Origin of the sequence: Orenia marismortui DSM 5156, from assembly GCF_000379025.1 — a bacterium.
In the GTDB taxonomy this organism is placed as follows: Bacteria; Bacillota; Halanaerobiia; order Halobacteroidales; family Halobacteroidaceae; genus Orenia; species Orenia marismortui.
This window is the reverse complement of sequence record NZ_KB900617.1, coordinates 904,214-923,542: the sequence shown is the minus strand read 5'-3', so window position 1 is coordinate 923,542 and position 19,329 is coordinate 904,214. Positions and strand designations below refer to the sequence as shown.

Annotated in this window: 19 protein-coding genes; 14 read left to right on the top strand and 5 right to left on the bottom strand. The window is 31.2% G+C overall.

All coding sequences use genetic code 11. The features are described 5' to 3' along the window. Positions 1-12 precede the first annotated feature (12 nt). From OREMA_RS0104045 to OREMA_RS0103995, 11 genes are all read left to right on the top strand, one after another. A complete protein-coding gene (locus OREMA_RS0104045) occupies positions 13-735 on the top strand; it encodes a ZIP family metal transporter (protein WP_018248005.1) in 723 nt (240 codons plus the stop codon). 92 nt (positions 736-827) lie between these two features. After that, complete coding sequence (locus OREMA_RS0104040; RefSeq protein ID WP_018248004.1) at positions 828-1,517, top strand: LmeA family phospholipid-binding protein; 690 nt, start codon at positions 828-830, stop codon at positions 1,515-1,517. Positions 1,518-1,633: 116 nt separating this feature from the next. Then, complete coding sequence (locus OREMA_RS0104035) at positions 1,634-3,490, top strand: DUF5693 family protein (protein WP_018248003.1); 1,857 nt, start codon at positions 1,634-1,636, stop codon at positions 3,488-3,490. Next, positions 3,487-4,572, top strand: a complete 1,086-nt coding sequence (gene csaB, locus OREMA_RS0104030; protein ID WP_018248002.1) for a polysaccharide pyruvyl transferase CsaB — start codon at positions 3,487-3,489, stop codon at positions 4,570-4,572. The genes OREMA_RS0104035 and csaB overlap by 4 nt, the downstream gene beginning before the upstream one ends. A 1-nt stretch (position 4,573) precedes the next feature. Continuing rightward, the gene (locus tag OREMA_RS0104025; RefSeq protein ID WP_018248001.1) at positions 4,574-5,317 is read left to right on the top strand and encodes a WecB/TagA/CpsF family glycosyltransferase; all 744 of its coding nucleotides are present in this window, start codon (positions 4,574-4,576) and stop codon (positions 5,315-5,317) included. A 46-nt stretch (positions 5,318-5,363) separates the two neighbouring features. Further along, positions 5,364-6,215 (top strand): YitT family protein, encoded by an 852-nt coding sequence (locus tag OREMA_RS0104020; protein WP_018248000.1) that lies wholly within the window; start codon positions 5,364-5,366, stop codon positions 6,213-6,215. A gap of 139 nt (positions 6,216-6,354) precedes the next feature. Continuing rightward, positions 6,355-7,029, top strand: coding sequence for a deoxyribose-phosphate aldolase (gene deoC, locus OREMA_RS0104015; protein WP_018247999.1), 675 nt, complete (start codon positions 6,355-6,357; stop codon positions 7,027-7,029). A gap of 223 nt (positions 7,030-7,252) precedes the next feature. Next, positions 7,253-7,408 carry a XapX domain-containing protein gene (locus tag OREMA_RS0104010; protein WP_018247998.1) on the top strand — a complete coding sequence of 52 codons (156 nt, stop codon included), beginning with the start codon at positions 7,253-7,255 and terminating at the stop codon, positions 7,406-7,408. 298 nt (positions 7,409-7,706) lie between these two features. Then, on the top strand, positions 7,707-8,897 hold the full coding sequence (locus OREMA_RS0104005) for a NupC/NupG family nucleoside CNT transporter (RefSeq protein WP_018247997.1): 1,191 nt from the start codon (positions 7,707-7,709) through the stop codon (positions 8,895-8,897). Between the two features lie 497 nt (positions 8,898-9,394). Further along, a complete protein-coding gene (locus OREMA_RS0104000; RefSeq protein WP_018247996.1) occupies positions 9,395-10,444 on the top strand; it encodes an IS30 family transposase in 1,050 nt (349 codons plus the stop codon). Between the two features lie 102 nt (positions 10,445-10,546). Next, a complete protein-coding gene (locus tag OREMA_RS0103995; RefSeq protein ID WP_018247995.1) occupies positions 10,547-11,518 on the top strand; it encodes an ATP-dependent 6-phosphofructokinase in 972 nt (323 codons plus the stop codon). A gap of 177 nt (positions 11,519-11,695) precedes the next feature. Here the strand turns inward: OREMA_RS0103995 and nrdD are convergent, their stop codons facing one another. From nrdD to OREMA_RS0103975, 4 genes are all read right to left on the bottom strand, one after another. Beyond that, positions 11,696-11,842, bottom strand: a complete 147-nt coding sequence (nrdD, locus tag OREMA_RS18800; protein ID WP_018247994.1) for an anaerobic ribonucleoside-triphosphate reductase — start codon at positions 11,840-11,842, stop codon at positions 11,696-11,698. 21 nt (positions 11,843-11,863) lie between these two features. Beyond that, positions 11,864-12,556 (bottom strand): anaerobic ribonucleoside-triphosphate reductase activating protein, encoded by a 693-nt coding sequence (locus OREMA_RS0103985; RefSeq protein WP_018247993.1) that lies wholly within the window; start codon positions 12,554-12,556, stop codon positions 11,864-11,866. A gap of 15 nt (positions 12,557-12,571) precedes the next feature. Then, positions 12,572-14,605, bottom strand: a complete 2,034-nt coding sequence (locus tag OREMA_RS0103980; RefSeq protein ID WP_018247992.1) for a ribonucleoside triphosphate reductase — start codon at positions 14,603-14,605, stop codon at positions 12,572-12,574. A 430-nt stretch (positions 14,606-15,035) separates the two neighbouring features. Continuing rightward, on the bottom strand, positions 15,036-16,085 hold the full coding sequence (locus OREMA_RS0103975) for an IS30 family transposase (protein WP_018247991.1): 1,050 nt from the start codon (positions 16,083-16,085) through the stop codon (positions 15,036-15,038). Positions 16,086-16,304: 219 nt separating this feature from the next. Here OREMA_RS0103975 and OREMA_RS0103970 point away from each other — a divergent pair, with 219 nt between their 5' ends. The 3 genes from OREMA_RS0103970 to OREMA_RS0103960 all read left to right on the top strand — a co-directional run bounded on the left by OREMA_RS0103970 (position 16,305) and on the right by OREMA_RS0103960 (position 18,767). Beyond that, the gene (locus OREMA_RS0103970) at positions 16,305-16,523 is read left to right on the top strand and encodes a FeoA family protein (RefSeq protein ID WP_018247990.1); all 219 of its coding nucleotides are present in this window, start codon (positions 16,305-16,307) and stop codon (positions 16,521-16,523) included. A 71-nt stretch (positions 16,524-16,594) separates the two neighbouring features. Beyond that, the gene (locus OREMA_RS0103965; protein WP_018247989.1) at positions 16,595-17,386 is read left to right on the top strand and encodes a FeoB small GTPase domain-containing protein; all 792 of its coding nucleotides are present in this window, start codon (positions 16,595-16,597) and stop codon (positions 17,384-17,386) included. Further along, positions 17,373-18,767, top strand: a complete 1,395-nt coding sequence (locus tag OREMA_RS0103960) for a nucleoside recognition domain-containing protein (RefSeq protein WP_018247988.1) — start codon at positions 17,373-17,375, stop codon at positions 18,765-18,767. Before OREMA_RS0103965 ends, OREMA_RS0103960 begins: the two co-directional genes overlap by 14 nt. Before the next feature lie 40 nt (positions 18,768-18,807). On the opposite strand, the gene OREMA_RS0103955 is transcribed toward OREMA_RS0103960, so the two are convergent. Then, positions 18,808-19,221 carry a metal-dependent transcriptional regulator gene (locus tag OREMA_RS0103955; RefSeq protein WP_018247987.1) on the bottom strand — a complete coding sequence of 138 codons (414 nt, stop codon included), beginning with the start codon at positions 19,219-19,221 and terminating at the stop codon, positions 18,808-18,810. Between the last annotated feature and the right edge of the window lie 108 nt (positions 19,222-19,329).

The window sequence follows — 19,329 nt, the reverse complement described above, 5'->3', positions numbered from 1 at the left end:
TGGGGTGAAATAATGAATTCTATCTTATTAACAACAATGGTTGGCTTAGTAGCTGGTATGTTAGGAACAGGACTTGGTGGTCTTGTTACTTTTTTTTGGCGAAAGCCTACTAATAGATCAGTTAGTGTATTATTGGGATTTGCTGGGGGAATAATGTTTTCTATTGTAATAATAGATTTACTTCCTGAGGCTATTGAAAATAGTAATCTTTTTTGTGCCATATTGGGGATGGTTTTAGGCTTTATTTTACTTAATATGTCTTCTTGTTATTTTAGCCATTATATTAAGGAAAGTGAGTATATCCAAACTGGTATCTTATTGGGAGTAGGGATTGCACTCCATAATTTTCCTGAAGGTTTAGCTATTGGAGCTGGTTATGCTGTGACTGAGCAATTAGGTTTTGGATTGGCTCTAGTTATGGCTTTTCATAATTTTCCCGAGGGTCTTTCGATGGCTACACCTATGAATGTTGGAGGTTGGAGTCCTAGTAAAATATTATTTTCTACTATTTTACCAGGGATACCAATGGGAATTGGGGCTTTTTGTGGGGCTGTTATAGGTGATATTTCTCCTGTTTTTTTATCTATTATTTTGGGATCTGCAGGTGGTGCTATGTTGTATATTACTATTTTTGAGCTAGTACCTGGAGCATATAAATTCAATTATGGACTTGATGCTAGCTTTGGTATTATAGCTGGTTTGTCTACTGGTATTTTATTAACCATTATTCTTTAAATGGATTTATAATACATAATATTATATTTTAGATGACATTACTATACTTAGAGTTAGCCGATAAATTATTTAGGTAAAGATGAGGTGATGATATGAGAAAGTTTAGGGTAGGATTGATTTTTTTTATATTATTTTTGCTTATTTCTACTCAATTGATATTACCAAATGCAGTTTCTAAAAGAATTAAAGCTAGTTTAGATAAGGAGATAAATAAAAGTGCTGAATTATCATTAGAGCTTAGTAGTTTTCCAGCATTAAAATTATTAATAGGAAGAGTTGATGAACTTATTGTGGTAGGAGAGGGTCTAGTAGTAGATTCTTTGCCTATTTCGAAATTGAATAGTAGCTTTAAAGACTTAAAGCTTAAGCAAGTAGAAGGAAAATGGAAGGTTATAAAAGGAAAAAATGATTATTTAGATTTAGAGTTAAGTGAAGAAGGATTAAATAAGTACTTAAATACTAGACCTGAATTAGATATATTTGAAAACTTTAAAGTTGAACTATTAAAGAATAAAGTAATGTTAGTTGGGGATATAAGTTTTTTTAATGCACAAGTTAATATTCAATTATCTGGTAATTTCAACATAGCCGGTCCTCAAACTATAGTATTTAGCTCTGATAAATTAGCTTTAGAAAATATTGTAATTCCTACAGCTTTAATAGAACAGTTAAAGGATAAATTACAATTTGAGATCGATCTTTCTCAATTGCCTATTCCTTTAGAAATTAATCAGATTATCTTAGAAGAAGATAGACTATCTATACTAGGTAAGAATCAATAGCTTGCTTTAAAATACTAAGAATAATAGAATAATTGCCTTAGAAGAATCTCATCCTAATTACAAGGATGAGTTTTTATTTTTTAATAATCTTTATGGGAACTTAGTGGGGGAATTTCATGAGGAAATTATTGATTATAATTATTATTCTAGGGCTTATTAGTTCGGTTTATTTGATTTTTGATAGGTATCAAGTTGAGATGAGTAATAAAGTTGTAGAGTTAACAATAGATTATAAATTGTTAAAAGATTTTCAGCAAACTGAAATATTAACAGAGCTAAAAAAAATAGGGGTTAATTCAGTAGCTATTTATGAGCAGAGCTTAGAAAGTTTAAGTAGTAATAATACTATAAGCTATTATTTTGGAAGAGAACTTAATTTCTTTGCTAACTTTCTTCCTAACCTTGAAAAGGTTAATGACTCAGATTTATATATTAGTGGTGGTAATAAATTTTCAAATAAATTAAGAGAGGTTTTAATTAGTAGATTTGGTGAAGATAAAGTGCTTACACAAAAGGATGTATTAATATTATCTGATTTTGATAAGGAAAGTTTAGAAGAACCATTTTACTTTTCTGAAGCAGAGGTTAAGCTTATAAATTCTTTAGGCTTTAATTTAATACCTCGGATTTCAAATAATATTGCTATTGAAGAATTTGATGAGTTATTAGCTAACTTGCCTGCTGTAAAGGAGATTATCTTTAATGGGGAAAGTGTATTAGGATTTCCTAATCAAATTAAAGAAACAGCAGAAATATTAAAAGATAGAGAGATAAAATTGGGGATAATAGAAGCTTTTATTGCTAAGCAGCAAGGTGTAGATAAATTAGCTCAAATGATTGATCTAAAGGCGATTAGAGTTCATAGTTTACAACAAGCGGAGTTAGCTAAATTAGGAATAGAAGCTACAGTTAATCGTTATATTAGGGCGGTAAAAGAGAGGAATGTTAGAAATTTATATTTAAAACCTTTTGCAGATAGGAATAAAACCTTAGAGTTTGTTAAGCTATTAGTTAAAGATTTAAATGAAGAGGGATATCAATTGGGTTCAGCACAAGGATTTAAAAAGCTAAAGCCCAATAAGTTAGCTAAGTTTCTGGTGGTTATATCGGTTGTTTCTATTATTTCTTTAATTTTAAGTTTATGGAGTATAAGGTTGTTTTACTTAAGTTTTATTGTAGATATATCAATAGCATCGTTACTCTATTTATTAAAACCTAATCTAAGTTTAGAAATAATAGCTTTACTAATTGCTATTATTTCTCCAGTCCTAAGTTTTAGGTATTTAATTAACAAAATTAATAACAGCGGAGATATTTTACAAAGTTATAAAGTGTTTTTTAAGTCAACTTCTATAACTATTATAGGTGTTTTATTAATGCTATCATTACTAGTCTCTAATGAATATTTATTAAAAGTGAGATATTTGAGAGGTATTAAGCTATCTTTTATTTTACCTTTTATTTTGAGTTTTATTTATTATTTGTATTATCAATATAATAATTTTAGAGATTTAAAAGCTAGTGTAATAAAGTTATTAAAAAGGCCATTATTCTTATATGATATAGTGATTATTCTCGTAGTTATAGTTGTTACTATTATCTATCTTAGTCGCACAGGTAATAATCCAATCATTCCAGTTAGTGATTTAGAATTAAAATTTAGAGAATTATTAGAAGAGATTTTGATAGTTAGACCTAGATTTAAGTCTTTTTTATTTGGACATCCTTTATTAATCTTAGGAATTTACTTATCTCATAAGAAGAGGGGGTATCTATGGATTAATTTGTTAGGATTAATTGGACAGATTAATATAATAAATACATTTTCTCATCTCCATACTCCTTTATTAATATCTACTATAAGAGTTTTAATAGGTATAGTTTTAGGTTCTGCTATAGGTTTATTATTAATTATTATCTTTGATGGTATATCTGATAGATATAATAGACTAAGGGGAAGTGACCCATTGTGAAAAGAATAATTTTATCTGGCTATTATGGATTTAAGAATGCAGGAGATGAAGCCATTTTAGCAGCCTTGATCGATAATTTAAAAAGAGTTATCAAAGATATAGAGATTATAGTTTTATCAGCTGATCCTGAATGGACAGAAAATACTTATAATGTTAGTTCTATTAATAGAGTAGGTATTAGGAGATTAATCTCTTATTTGAAAGAATCTGATCTATTAATTAGTGGTGGAGGTAGCTTATTACAGGATGTAAGTAGTAATCGGAGTATTCCCTATTATTTGGGAGTTATAGTTATAGCAAAACTATTAAAAGTACCAGTCTTTTTCTGTGCTCAAGGAGTAGGCCCTATTAAAAAGTCTTTTAATAGGAAAATGATTAAAAAGATCTTGAATAAGTTAGAGTTAATAACAGTTAGAGATAAAGACTCTAAAAGTTTGCTGAAGAGTATAGGGGTGAAGAAGAAAATTTATTTAACAGCAGACCCTGTTTTTACTTTGAATAAAACAAATAGAAGCAGAATAAAAGAAATCCTAAAAAAGGAAGGTATTTGTTGTCGGACGGGTATGTTAGGAGTATCCTTACGCCCCTGGCAGGATAATCACTATTTAAAAGAAATAGCAAAAGTGTTAGATCAAGTTAAAGAGGTTTTGGGGGTGAAGATTTTATTCTTACCATTACATTATCCACAGGATTTAGAAGTAAGTAAGGAAGTAGAAGCTTTGATGAAAGAGGAAGTAGAAATAATTGAAGGCAGTTATACTCCCAAAGAAATATTATCTTTGATAGGAGAGGTAGATATGTTATTAGGTGTAAGGCTCCATTCATTGATCTTTGCTAGTTTGAATCGGGTAGCAATTGCAGGAATATCTTATGATCCTAAGATAGATAGCTTTCTAGATCAATTAGATTTGTCACCTATTGGTACTATAGAAAAATTAGACAGTCAACAGTTATTAAAGCAAATAGTTGAGATTTGGGAGCAAAAAGAAGATTTAATAAAGAGAATAGATAAAAAAGTTAAGAATTTAGAAGGACTAGCTAAGCAAAATATAGAATTATCTTTAAGGTTGCTAGGTGATTGAGGTGAGAGAAAGAATAAATATATTAGGGGTTTTCATAGATCATGTCAACCAATCAGAGGCAATAAATAAGATAGAAGAGTTTATACAGAATCAGGATAGTAATTTGGTGGTTACTCCCAATGCTGAAATGATTATTAGAGCTCAACAGGACAAAGAGTTAAAAAAAATTCTAAATTCAGCCCAGTTATCTATTCCTGATGGTGCTGGTGTTGTCTTAGCTTCTAAGTTATTAAAGTATAATTTAGAAGAGAGAGTAGCAGGAGTAGATGTAGTTGAAGAGTTATTGGCTAGAGGTAATCAGAAAGGTTATAGTTTTTATTTCTTAGGAGGCAAGCCAGGTGTAGCTGAAGAAGCTAAAAATAAGGTTAAAGAAAAATATCCTAATTTAAAGATTAGAACCCATCATGGTTATTTAAATGCTAGCTTAGAGGCTAAAGTTTTAGATGAAATAGGACAGAATAGGGTAGATATTTTGTTAGTAGGTATGGGGGTTCCTTTACAAGAAAAATGGCTAAATAAACATTTAGATTTATTAAATGTAGCAGTGGGAATTGGAGTTGGTGGCAGTTTTGACATTTTGGCTGAAAAGAAGACTAGGGCTCCTAAGCTAATGCAAAAGATTCACTTAGAGTGGTTATATAGATTAGCTCAAGAACCTGAACGTTTAGGTAGAATGTCTTCAATCCCTAAATTTATTTACCGAATTGTTCAGGAGAAGATAAGAAAGTTAAATAAATTGAAATAGTTATTTTAGAGTAGAATTAAATAAGAATTTAATAAGGGTGTTGGTAATGAAGAGACAAGTTATTTATGATTATTTTTGGATTACAGTTGGCTCACTTTTGACAGCAGTAGGTTTAGTTATTTTCTTAATTCCAAATAAGATTGCTGCCGGAGGAGTAAGTGGTTTAGCTACAGTGATTTATTATTTATTCAATTTGCCAGTAGGAATGCTAAGTTTGGCTATTAATATTCCTCTTTTTATAATAGGAGTTAAAGAGATGGGGGCTAAATTTGGCATTAGAACTTTTTATGGAATTATTGTCTTATCTTTTGGGATAGATTTGTTAACTCCTTATTTAAGCGTTTTGACACATGATCTGTTATTAGCTTCTATTTATGGTGGTGGAATAACAGGTTTAGGCTTAGGTCTGGTCTTTAGGTCTAAGGGGACTACTGGAGGAACTGATTTAGTAGCACAATTAATTAATAAATTTACTGGGATTAGTGTTGGGAAGGCTTTGTTGATTATTGATTTTTGTGTAATTACTTTGGCTGGAATAGTCTTCAATGCTGAATTAGCACTTTATGCCTTAATTTCGCTGGTTATTGCTAGTAAAACAATTGATTTAGTACAAGAGGGATTAAAGATTTCTAAAGGAACATTTATTATTTCAGATCATGCAGAAGATATTAGAAAAGAAATTTTGGATAGTATGGATAGAGGAGTTACTATCTTAAAAGGTAAAGGTGGTTTTACCAATAATAATAAAGATGTGTTATTATGTATTATTAATCGTTCTGAAGTATCTGATTTAAAGAGATTAGTACATAATATTGATGAAGATGCTTTTGTTATTATTACTGAGGTGCATGAGGTATTAGGAGAAGGCTTTAATGAAAGTTTATTTAGGGACGGTTAAGAAGAATTAAGATAGTGAATTAGGATATGATAAGATTTGTAAGGGCTTGAAAAGATATTTACATTATGGTATCATAAGATTGTTAGACGTCATACAATTGTTTTGGATATATATAACTTTAAAACTAGGAGGAGAATAAATGGATAATAAAGAATTAGCAGCTATGATTGACCATACAATATTAAATGCGGATGCTCAGGAAAAGGATATTAAGTTGAAGTGTCAAGAAGCTTTAGAATATGAATTTGCTTCTGTGTGTGTTAATCCTACCTTTGTTTCTGTTGTAAACAAAGAACTAGAAGGTAGTAATGTTAAGGTATGTACAGTAATTGGATTTCCACTAGGAGAGAGTACAACAGAAACTAAAGTTTTTGAGGCAAGGAATGCAATTAAAAATGGTGCTGATGAAATCGATATGGTTATTAATATTGGTGCTATTAAGTCGGGAGCTTGGGATATTGTAAAAGATGATATTAAATCTGTTGTTCATTCTGCTAAAGGAAAAGCTATAGTTAAGGTAATTATAGAAACTTGTTACTTAACAGATGAAGAAAAAAGGAAGGCTTGTGAAGTTTCAAAAGAAGCAGGGGCTGATTTTGTTAAGACTTCTACAGGTTTTGGAACTGGTGGAGCAACAGTTGAAGATATAAAATTAATGAGAGAAGTTGTTGGAGATAAGATGGGAGTTAAGGCTTCTGGTGGAGTTAGAAGTAAAGAAGATGCTATGAAGATGATTGAAGCAGGGGCTACTAGAATTGGAGCTAGTTCAGGTATAGCTATTGTTACAGGTGGGACAGCTACAAGTGATTATTAAATCTATATATTTTAGACTTATTTATCAGCTGATAAATAAGTCTTTTTTTATGCTCTTGACAAATTAGCTTAATTATATTAGACTTATATTGTAAGATGTCAGACGACTTACTTTTGCTAATTTTTAGAGTAAGTTAAGGTTATTAAAGCTAAGTTTTTTATTCAACTCACTTAAATAAGTGAGTGGGTGGGAGAGGGAAGTAACTAATAGAGGAGGAAATCTGATGATTCAAGTTCTAACGGCTACTTTATCAGGGTTTATAGTTGGGGCCTTATTCTCTTTTTTAAATTTACCAGCTCCAGCACCACCAAATTTAGCAGGAGTTATGGGTGTTTTCGGTGTTTATTTAGGCTTAGTATTTATGAAAAGTATTTTATAAAATTGTTATAGATTTTTAAAATAAAGAAATGGTTATAAAAAATAAATAAATAAAGATGTTTTTTGATAAAAAACCAATAATTATATAAGGAAATGAAGTTGACAAATTTCTGTATCTGAATTATAATATTAATTGTTAGACGTCTGATAAGATAATAGTTATTGTCAGAATCTAGTTTTAATTTTTAATAAGTAATTTTAAATTACTATGAATAAGTTGGCGTCTAATAACCAATAACTATTAATAAGCCTCTGAATATAAACTATAAAAAATTAAAAATAACAAGGGGGCTATTAATATGTCAAAATTAATTGGTGTTATTGGAATGTTTGTATTACTAGCAATTGCTTATCTTATTTCAGAAGATAGAAAGAAGATTGATTTAAGACCAGTAATTGGTGGATTATTATTGCAATTATCATTTGCTTTTGTAATTTTAAAATTGCCTATCGGTAAGGCAATTTTTCAACGATTAAGTGATTTTATTGCTAAAATTTTAGGATTTTCTACCAAAGGGGCTGAGTTCTTATTTGGATCTTTAATGGATACAGGATTTAGCTTTGCTTTAGCTGTAATTCCTACGATTATTTTCTTCTCTTCATTAATGTCTGTATTGTACTACCTTGGAGTAATTCAAAAAGTAGTAGAATTTATGGCGAAAATAATGAAAAAAGCTATGAATTTAAGTGGTGCTGAATCTCTATCTGCTGCAGCCAATGTGTTTGTTGGACAGACTGAGGCTCCATTAGTTGTAAAGAGGTTTGTACCAACTATGACTCGTTCAGAAATTATGGCATTAATGACTGGAGGTATGGCTACTGTAGCTGGTGGTGTAATGGCTGGATATATTGGAATGGGTATTGATGCTGGTTATCTATTGGCAGCAAGTATTATGTCTGCTCCAGCTGCATTATTAATGGCTAAGATTGTTGTGCCAGAAACTAAAGAATCAGCTACTTCAGGAAAGATGGAAGTAGACTTAGAAATTGACAATGCAAATGTTATAGATGCTGCTGCAGAAGGTGCTAGTGAAGGGTTGAAATTAGCGTTAAATGTAGCTGCAATGTTACTTGCTTTCGTTTCTATTATTGCTTTAGTTAACTACCCATTAAGTTATCTTGGAACAAGTTTAGAACAAATTTTAGGTTATATCTTTGCTCCATTATCTTTTGTAATGGGTGTTCCAGTCTCTGAAATTACAGAAGTAGGAACTTTATTAGGACAAAAGATGGCATTAAACGAATTTGTTGCTTATAGTAACTTAGCTGGAATGCTTAAAGAAGGTGTATTATCTAATAAAGCAGAAATTATTGCTACTTTTGCATTATGTGGTTTCTCTAACTTCTCATCAATTGCTATTCAAATTGGTGGATTAGGAAGTTTAGCTCCAGAAAGAAGAGGAGAACTTGCACAATTAGGAGTTAGAGCATTAATTGCTGGTTCATTAGCAACTTATATGACTGCTACAATTGCTGGTATTTTAATGTAATATAATAGATTAGCTATAAGGGACGGTGGGAGCCGTTCCTTATTTGATAGGAATTATAAATTTTTTGAATAACAGATTACAATATGGGGATAAAGTGACATTTTTAGGTGCTAGGTGGTAGTGTACAGTTGACAGTTAAAATTAAAAGTCAAGACATCACAACTCCCCTAAATCCCCTCTTATTCTTAAGAGAGGACTTTAAAAATTCCTCTCTCTTTAGATAAAGAGAGAGGTTAGGAGATTTCTTTTATCACGGAGTGGTCGTTAGACCCGTAGAGAGAGTTGTGAGCTTTTGAACTTAGCTGTAAACTGTCAACTGTACACTAACTCCGCAACTGTCTCTTTATCTTTCTTATGTTTTATTTTAAAATATATATTAAGAATAAAAAAGGTTGATTGTATAATTAAATTGAACTAATAAAAAAATGCCCATAGTGGACCAAACTGTAATATAATTGAATCACCACAAAACAAAAAATTACAGGAGGGTGCACACTATGGACTACTTAAATGATACACCAAAATCCCGAAAAAATAAACACCTAAATGCTTATGAGCGTGGTCAAATTGCATTGTTACATTCCGAAGGAATGTCGCCTTATGCTATTGCAAAACGTCTAGGTAGAGCTTCTAATACAATTAGAAACGAGTTAAAGCGTGGTACAGTTTCCCAAATTAAAGGCAATAAAACTGTAGAGATTTACTTCCCTGACGCTGGTCAAAAAGTTTATGAATCTAATCGTAAAAATTGCGGACCGAAATTTAAGCTTTTAGAATGTGAAACATTCATTGATTATGTTATAGAGTTATTTTGCGAGCATAAACAATCTCTTGATTCTATTTGTGGTGCAGCAAAGCTGCATAACAAATTCTCAAAGTCAGAGATGGTATGCACTAAAACTCTATATAACTATATAGATCTTGGACTACTTCAGATTAGCAATATTGATTTGCCATTGAAGCTTAAACGTTCTTCAAAATCAAAATGTCTTAAGCGTAATAAAAAGAAACTTGGCACAAGTATCGATGAACGCCCTGAAAATATTAATGATCGCAGTGAATTTGGGCATTGGGAAATTGACACTGTTATTGGTAAAAAGAATAAAAATGATGAAGTTTTACTCACTATGACAGAGCGCATGACTCGTAAAGAAATCATTCGTAAAATTCCTGGTAAAACAGCTGAATCTGTTCAAAATGCTATATTAAAACTAATCAAAGACTCTGGAGAGCTTTTTTCTACTGTATTTAAAAGCTTTACCTGCGATAATGGCTCTGAATTTTCAGAGCTAGGTGTTATAGAAGAAATAGTTGATACAAAAGTATATTTTACTCATCCCTATTCATCATGGGAAAGAGGTACCAATGAACGTCATAATGGTCTCATAAGACGTTTTATACCTAAAGGCAGAAGTATAAGTGAATTCTCTATTGAATCTATTGCTAGAGTTCAAAACTGGTGTAATACTCTACCAAGAAAAATTTTAGGATACCTAACTCCTGATGAAGCTTTTGAAGATCAACTAAGAGAAATTCTATATAACTAATTAACCAAATTATTACAGTTTGAAACTAGTTCAATTTAATATTGCAATTTAAGTAAGAATAAAAAAATAGATAAAGGTAAAATTAAATTCAGGGGGTGCATGATGAAAAAGATTGGAGTTTTAACAAGTGGAGGAGATGCTCCAGGGATGAATGCTACCTTGCGAGCTGTAGTAAAAGCTGGTACATATCATAATTTAGAAGTTATAGGAATAGAAGCAGGATATATAGGATTGTTAGAGGGAAGATATAGAAACTTAGATATATTAGATGTAGAAGAGATTGTCAGTTATGGTGGGACTATAATCAAGACTGGAAGAACTAAAGAGTTTCAAAGGAAAGAAGGGTTTAATAAAGCACTAGATAATATTAAAAATTTAGAATTAGATGGGCTGGTAGTTATAGGTGGTAATGGTTCAATGAAAGGTGCCCAGAAATTATCTGAAGCAGGAATTAAGGTTATGGGGGTTCCTGGTACTATCGATAATGATATTACTGGAACCGATTATGCTATTGGTTTTGATACTGCTTGTAATATTGTAACTGAAACTGTTGATAGAATTTTAGACACAGCAACAGCTTTAGTAGGTAGTACCCCACGGGTTTTTGTAATAGAAGTGATGGGGCGTCATTCAGGAGAGATTGCTATGACTTCAACTTTAGCAGGAAGTGTAGATGCTTTATTGATTCCAGAGCAAGAGGTAGATTATGATCAAATCTCTGCTAATTTAAAAAGAAAGTTTGAGCTGGGTAAAAATTATGGAATCATCTTAATGGCTGAAGGTGTAGGTAAGGTTGATGAGATTAGTAGAGAGTTAGAGATGAGGCTAGGATTTAAAGTGAGAGAGACACTATTAGGCCATCAACAACGAGGAGGACGTCCAACGGCATTTGATAGAGTATTGGGAAGTAAGTTAGGGGCAGAAGCTGTTAATCAATTAGTTAAAGGAGAAAGTTCTAAGATGGTAGGGGTTAGAAATAATGTTGTAAAAGCTGTAGATTTAAAAGTAGTTAATAGCGATAAGAAGAAGTTTAATACTAAAAATTATGAATTAACTAAGATGCTTTGTTATTGAAGGATAGATAATAGATAATAGATAATAGATAATAGATAATAGATGAGAGATGAGAGATGAGAGATGAGAGATGAGAGATGAGAGATGAGAGATGAGAGATGAGAGATGAGAGATGAGAGATAAAAAAGCAGTTGAGGATTTTCTCAACTGCTTTTTTATATTTATCAATTATTAAATTTAATTAGCCTCTTTTAATGCTTTATCATAAGTCTTTCTATCTATCCATTCTTCTTTTTTTCCGCGATTCCATTGACTTACTGGAGTTAAAAAACCAACTACTCGAGAATATACTTCACATTTTTGTCTGTTTTGATCTTGTTTCATATTTATCTCCTCCTTGTAATTTTAATTACGAATTTGAACTTCTTGAACATAAGGTAAAATTATATCTTTAAATTCCTCTAATTTAGCAGGTGGAAAAGGAGTAACACCTTTCAATTTTTTATCTAAAGTATTAATTGGTCGGAAGTTTTGGATGTAGTAGCGTTTAGCTCCTGAAATTAGCTTTCCAATCTCCTTAATATCAAGTTTAGAATGAATACTTGGAACTACTGTTGTCCTAAACTCATAATCTATAGTTGAATCTTTGATTAGATTAATACTTTTAGATATTTCTTTTGTGTTTAGGTTCTTAGTAATCTTTGAATGTTTATCTAAAGGAGCTTTAACATCCATTGCTATATAATCAACTAAGTTAGCTTCAATTATTCTTTTTAAGGTTTTAAAGTTACTTCCATTACTGTCAAGTTTTATTTTTAAACCATTTTTTTTGATATCTTTAATAAAATCTATTAGTCCTTTTTGTAATGTTGGTTCTCCACCTGTAATAGTAACTGCATCAATTAATTCTTTTCTCTTATCTATAAATTGCCAAAAATCTTTTAAAGGTAGATAACTTTCATCAGGAGATGAATTAGCTATCAAACTAGGATTATGACAATAAGGACATTTATAATTACAACCTTGAGTAAAGACTATAGTAGTAATATGTTCAGGGTAATCAATTAAACTTGTCCTTTGTAATCCAGAAATTTTCATTATAAACAACCTCTCTTAAGCAGTATCTTCTTTCTCATATTCTATTTCAGCATCACATTTAGGACAATATTCATGTTCTCCAGCCAAATATCCATGAGTAGGACAGACGCTAAAGGTTGGAGTAATTGAATAGTATGGTAATTCAAAGTTATCTGCAATCCTTTTAACTAATAATTTAGTACTTTGAGTAGAAGGCATCTTCTCTCCAATAAATCCATGAAGAACAGTTCCTCCAGTATAACGCTTTTGTAGTTGATCCTGTAACTCTAAACTTTCAAAGATATCATCAGTATATCCTACAGGTATTTGAGTAGAGTTAGTATAATAAGGATCTGCATCTTCATTTAAAACTCTATCTTCATTAGCACAGATAATCTCATTTCCAAATTCTTGCTTATCTAAACTAGCAAATCTATACGAAGTACCTTCAGCAGGAGTAGCTTCTAAGTTATAAATATTACCTGTTCTTTCTTGATACTCTACCAATTTATCACGCATAGCATCCATTATTCTAATAGCAAATTCTTTAGCTTCGGGATGAGTAATATCTTCACCAAGGAAATTAATAGTTGCTTCATTCATACCATTTAAACCAATAGTATTGAAGTGATTCTTCCAATATTCATCAAAGCGTAATTTAACATTTCTTAAATAAAATTGACTGTAAGGGTATAAACCTTTATCAGTTAATCTTTCCAGAATCTTTCTTTTAATTTCTAAACTTTCTTGGGCTAAATCCATTAATTCATAGGTACGCTTAATGAAATCTTCTTCATCTTCGGCTAGATAACCAATACGTGGCATATTTAAGGTAACAACCCCGATACTTCCTGTCATTGGATTAGCTCCAAATAATCCTCCACCACGTTTTCTTAGTTCAGTATTATCAAGTCTTAGACGACAACACATACTTCTAACATCATCAGGTTTCATATCTGAGTTAACAAAGTTGCTGAAATATGGGATACCATACTTAGCAGTCATTTCCCAAACAGGCTCTAGAATTTCTTTATCCCAATCAAAGTCTTTTGTAATGTTATAGGTTGGAATAGGAAAACTAAATACTCTGCCTTTGGAATCACCCTCTAACATAATCTCTGCAAAAGCCTTATTAAGCATGTCCATTTCTTTTTGGAATTCTTTATAAGTCTTATCTTGAGCTTCTCCACCAATAATTACTGGTTCATCAGCTATAATATTTGGACAAATTAAGTCCATAGTTATATTTGTAAAAGGAGTTTGGAAACCTACCCTGGTAGGAACATTTAAGTTAAAAATAAACTCCTGCATAGCCTGTTTAACTTGTTTGTAAGTTAGCTTATCATAATGGATAAAAGGAGCTAAATATGTGTCAAAACTAGAAAAGGCTTGAGCTCCAGCACTTTCTCCTTGTAATGTATAGAAAAAGTTTACTGCCTGTAATAAAGCTGTTCTAAAGTGTTTAGGTGGTTTACTTTCTACTTTAGTAGAAACCCCCCCAAAACCACTTAATAGTAAGTCTTTTAGGTCCCATCCACAACAATAAACACTTAAATTACTTAAATCATGGATATGCATATCACCTGATAAGTGTTTATCTCTAATTTCTTGAGGATAGATCTCTTGTAACCAGTATTGAGCAGTGATTTCAGAAGCAATATGATTATTTAACCCCTGTAAAGAATATCCCATATTACTATTCTCATTTACCTTCCAATCACTACGATCTAAATAGTTTTCTATAGTTTCTATAGCATCACCAAATAATTGTTTTGTATCTCTTAATTTAGCATGTTGTTCTCTGTATAGGATATAAGCTTTAGCTATAGCAGCATATCCTTTTTCAATTAAAATCTTTTCAACTAAATCTTGTACCTGTTCTACAGTTGGTATACCTTCACCTTTAAAGAAGATATTTAAATAAGATATTACCTCTTGGCTAATTTCTTCACCAATAATATCTGATTCTACTCCAACTGCTTTAGCTGCTTTATTAACAGCTTCTTGAATCTTGTCTTTTTTGAAAGGAACCTTTCTACCATCCCTCTTTTGTATGTACCTATTAATCATTGAATTACCTCCTATAGCATAAATTACAGTGATAATTTTATCTCATTTAGATTTATCTGTCAAACACTTTAGAACTATATATAGTGTAATAAATAGAAGATAACACTACATATTGGGTTTTTATTAGGATTATCCAAATAAAATATTTAATACTTGTAATTTTTTCTTATGGCTATTTTTTATAACCTTAGCCTTTAAATATAGTCTAATAGCTAAAAATTATAGAGAGTAAATATTATTAGATAAATGTTTCTATTAGTTTTCTTAAATAAGAACTAAATAGAAAGTAATAATTTAATCTGTAATATAAATATGAAAAGTTAATTAAATTTAAAACTATAGACTTATTTTAAAAATAGATTTAATTTATAAAAATTTCTTAAATTGCAATAATAAATTGAACATTTTCAAACTGTAATAATTTGGTTATTTAGTCATAAAGAATTTGTTTTAATTTATCTTCAAATATTTCATCAGGGGTTAGGTAATCTAAGATTTTTCTTGGTAAAGTATTGCACCAGTTTTGGACTCTAGCAATAGATTCAATAGAGAATTGGTTTAGACTATTACCTTTAGGGATAAAGCGTCTTATAAGACCATTATGACGCTCATTAGTTCCTCTTTCCCATGATGAATATGGATGTGCAAAGTATACTTTAGTATCACTAATTTGCTCTAAAAATGACATTTGAGCAAACTCAGAGCCATTATCACAAGTGAAGCTTTTAAATACTTTGGAAAAACAATCTCCTGCTTCATTAACGAGCTTTAAAATAGCATCTTGAACTGCTTGAGCAGTCTTGGCAGGGATTTTACGAATAATTTCTTTACGAGTCATACGTTCTGTCATAGTAAGTAAAACTGATTCATTTTTAGTCTTTTTGCCTATCATAGTGTCAATTTCCCAGTGACCAAACTCACTACGATTATTAATACTTTCAGGGCGTTGATCTATACTTGTACCAAGCTTCTTTTTATTATTTTTAGTGTGCTTTCTTTTTGAAGAACGCTTAAGCTTCAAAGGTAAATCAATGTTTTTAATTGTCAATAATCCAGCGTTGACGTAGTTATAAAGCGTTTTAGTAGATACCATCTCTGGCTTTGGAAATTTATTATGAAGTTTTGCTGCACCACATATAGCATCAAGAGAATGTCCTTTTTCGTAGAACTGTTCTATAACATAATCAATGAACTCTTCACATTGCAAAAGTTTAAATTTAGGACCACAATTCTTGCGATTAGATTCATAAACTCTTTGACCAGTGTCAGGGTAATAGACCATAATCTTTTTATTAGCTTTAATTTGAGAAACTGTACCACGTTTTAGTTCGTTTCTAATGGTATTAGAAGCTCTACCTAAACGTTTTGCAATAGCATTTGGATTCATTCCTTCGGAATGTAATAATGCAATTTGACCACGTTCATAAGCATTTAGGTGTTTATTTTTTCGGGATTTTGGTGTATCATTTAAGTAAGTCATAGTGTGCACCCTCCTGTAACTGGTTATTTTGTGGTGATTTAATTATATTACAGGTTGGTGCCCTATGGCTATTTTTATTTTGTTCAATTTGATTTTACAATGAAGCTTTATAAAAATTTATCTACACAACTTTTGATTTAGCACATAATATGGAGCAAAAGGAAGTTAACCTAGGTTAAGATTATTAGTCTAGACTAATAAATTTAGGAGGTGGAGCAAATGTTATTAACTCAATTACCCTTAGGAGAAAGTTGTCAGGTAGTTGATCTCAAGGCTGAAGGTATTAAAAGGAGAAGATTGTTGGATTTAGGATTGATTCCAGGCACTGAAGTAATAGGAAAAAGAAGAAGTCCTTCAGGAGATCCAACAGCTTATTTAATTAGAGGAACTGTAATTGCTTTACGAAGTGAAGAGACTAGTTTGATTGAAGTGAGGTGATTAGTATTAAAATTATAAACCCTAGTTTAGAAGGTTTAATATATATAAAATATATCTAGGAGGTTGAGTTGATGGGATTAACAGCAGAATCAAGTGGCTTAAGTTTATTAAGAGAATTTTTTAATATTGACCCAGAAAATAATAGCCCTGTGATTGCCTTAGCAGGTAATCCAAATACAGGAAAAAGTACAGTTTTTAATGCTCTAACAGGGTTAAGACAGCATACAGGAAATTGGCCTGGTAAGACTGTAAGCCAGGCTCAGGGTTATTATGAGAATCAAGGACAGGAATATACTTTAGTAGATTTGCCAGGTACTTATTCATTATTAGCTAGTTCAAGTGAAGAGATGGTAGCTAGAGACTTTATCTGTTTTGCCAAACCAGATGCAACTATTGTTGTGGCTGATGCTACTAATTTAGAACGCAATCTAAATTTAGTTTTACAGGTAACTGAGCTAACTGAAAATTTAATATTATGTTTAAATTTAATGGATGAGGCAGAAAGAAAGAATATTCAGATTGATATCAAAGGGTTGGAAAAGGAATTAGGGATACCAGTTGTTCCTACTGTAGCACGTGATGAGATTGGTTTAGATAAGCTTAGAAATATAGTAACAGCAATAGTTGAGCAGGAGAAGAGAGTAAAGCCAGTAAGAGTAAAGTATTCATCAGAAATTGAAAAGGCAATCGATCAATTATTACCAGATATCAAAAATGCTTTAGGTGAATTATCTGATGGCTTGAATTTACGTTGGTTGGCTTTAAGGTTATTAGAAGGTGACCAAACTATTTTAGAGTCAATGAGGAACTACTACTTTAGAGAAAATTTAGAGAGTGAGGCTGATTTCTATGGATTTGACTAAGAATAAGGGATTAAGTGATCTATTATCTAAGATATCAAATTCTTTTAGTGAAAAGGAAAGACAGGAATTGAGGGATCAGGTGGTCAAAGATATTTATAGCAAAGCAGAAAAAATTACTATTAATAATGTTAATGTTGAAGAAGAAAAGATTTGTTTAGGTGAAAGAATAGATGATATTTTAACCTCGAAATGGCTTGGTTTTCCAATTATGCTACTTATGTTAGGTGGAGTTTTTTGGCTTACTCTTGTTGGAGCCAATTATCCATCAGCGCTATTAGCTAAAGGATTATTCTGGTTAGAAGGTCAACTTAGTAATTTATTGATCTTTATTGGAACTCCAGAATGGCTACGTGGATTTTTAATTGATGGTACTTATCGAACTTTAGCTTGGGTTGTCTCGGTTATGTTACCACCAATGGCTATCTTTTTTCCACTCTTTACTTTAATGGAAGATTTGGGATATCTGCCAAGGGTAGCTTTTAATCTTGATAACTTCTTTAAGAAGGCAGGAGCAAATGGGAAGCAGTCTTTAACTATGAGTATGGGCTTTGGTTGTAATGCAGCAGGGGTAATTGCAGCTAGAATTATTGAATCTCCCCGAGAGAAATTATTGGCTATTTTGACCAATAATTTTGTTCCTTGTAATGGACGATTTCCTACTTTATTAATTTTATCTATGATCTTTATAGGGACTATCGGTGGCAAGGGTAGTTCAATTGGAGCAGCTGCTATGGTAGTACTCTTGGTTTTAATCGGTATTACAATTACCTTGTTAATATCTTGGATATTGTCAAAGACTCTGCTTAAAGGTGTTCCTTCTTCTTTCTCCTTAGAGCTGCCACCTTATCGTAAGCCACAAGTTGGAAAGGTTTTAGTTCGTTCCTTTATAGATCGAACTTTATTTGTATTATGGAGGGCTATAATAGTAGCAGCACCAGCAGGAGGAATTGTCTGGCTTCTAGCCAATAATACTGTTGGTGGGATAAGTATTATTGATTATCTAGCCAATTTACTTAATCCTTTTGCAGTATTGATTGGTTTAGATGGTTTTATTCTCTTAGCTTTTATCTTAGGCTTACCAGCTAATGAGATTGTATTACCGATATTAGTGATGAGTTATCTTTCATTAGGATCTATGATTGAGCCTGATAGTGCTGAGGCTTTAAAGGGGATATTAGTTAATAATGGTTGGACTTGGGTAACAGCTTTATGTACAATGTTATTCTCTTTATTACATTTTCCTTGTGGAACAACTTTAATAACTATTAAGAAGGAGACTAATAGTTGGAAATGGACTATTTTTGCTGCTATTATGCCGCTTATTGTTGGAATTATAGTCTGTTTCTTAGTCAATCAAATATTTACTGCTTTGTTTTTATAAAATAAAAGGGTAGGGGATTATTCCTCTACCTGTTACTATATTAGTTATTTTTATTTCTGAATTCTAACAATTTTTTCTGTAATTGTGGTTCTTTTTTTAAGAATTCTACTAGTGATGTTATTGCTGAAACAGTATCTTTGGAAAGATAGTGTTCCATTGCTTCAGCTTCGTCAGCTTTATTAGACTTACTACCGATTATTTCTACAAATTCTTGTAAAGTTTTATTTCTTCTTACTAGGAATGCGCCTAACTTTTTTCCTTTTTGAGTTAGTTTAATATTTTTATAGGGTTCATGATTTAGATAGTTCTTTTTATTTAGCCTTTTAACAGCTTTTGTTACCGAGGGAAGTGAAACATTAAGTTTTTCTGCTATATCTGTGGTTCTAACAAATCCTAATTCTTTAGAAAAACGGTATATCTCTTCTAAGTAATCTTCTAAACTTGGAGAAAGCATGGATTGACACTCCTTAAATTTTTATCTTATAATTATTTATGTGATTAGAAGCAGAATAAGAAGTAGAGGATTATAAATTTTTATTTATTTTTTCTTGTTATAATTAAA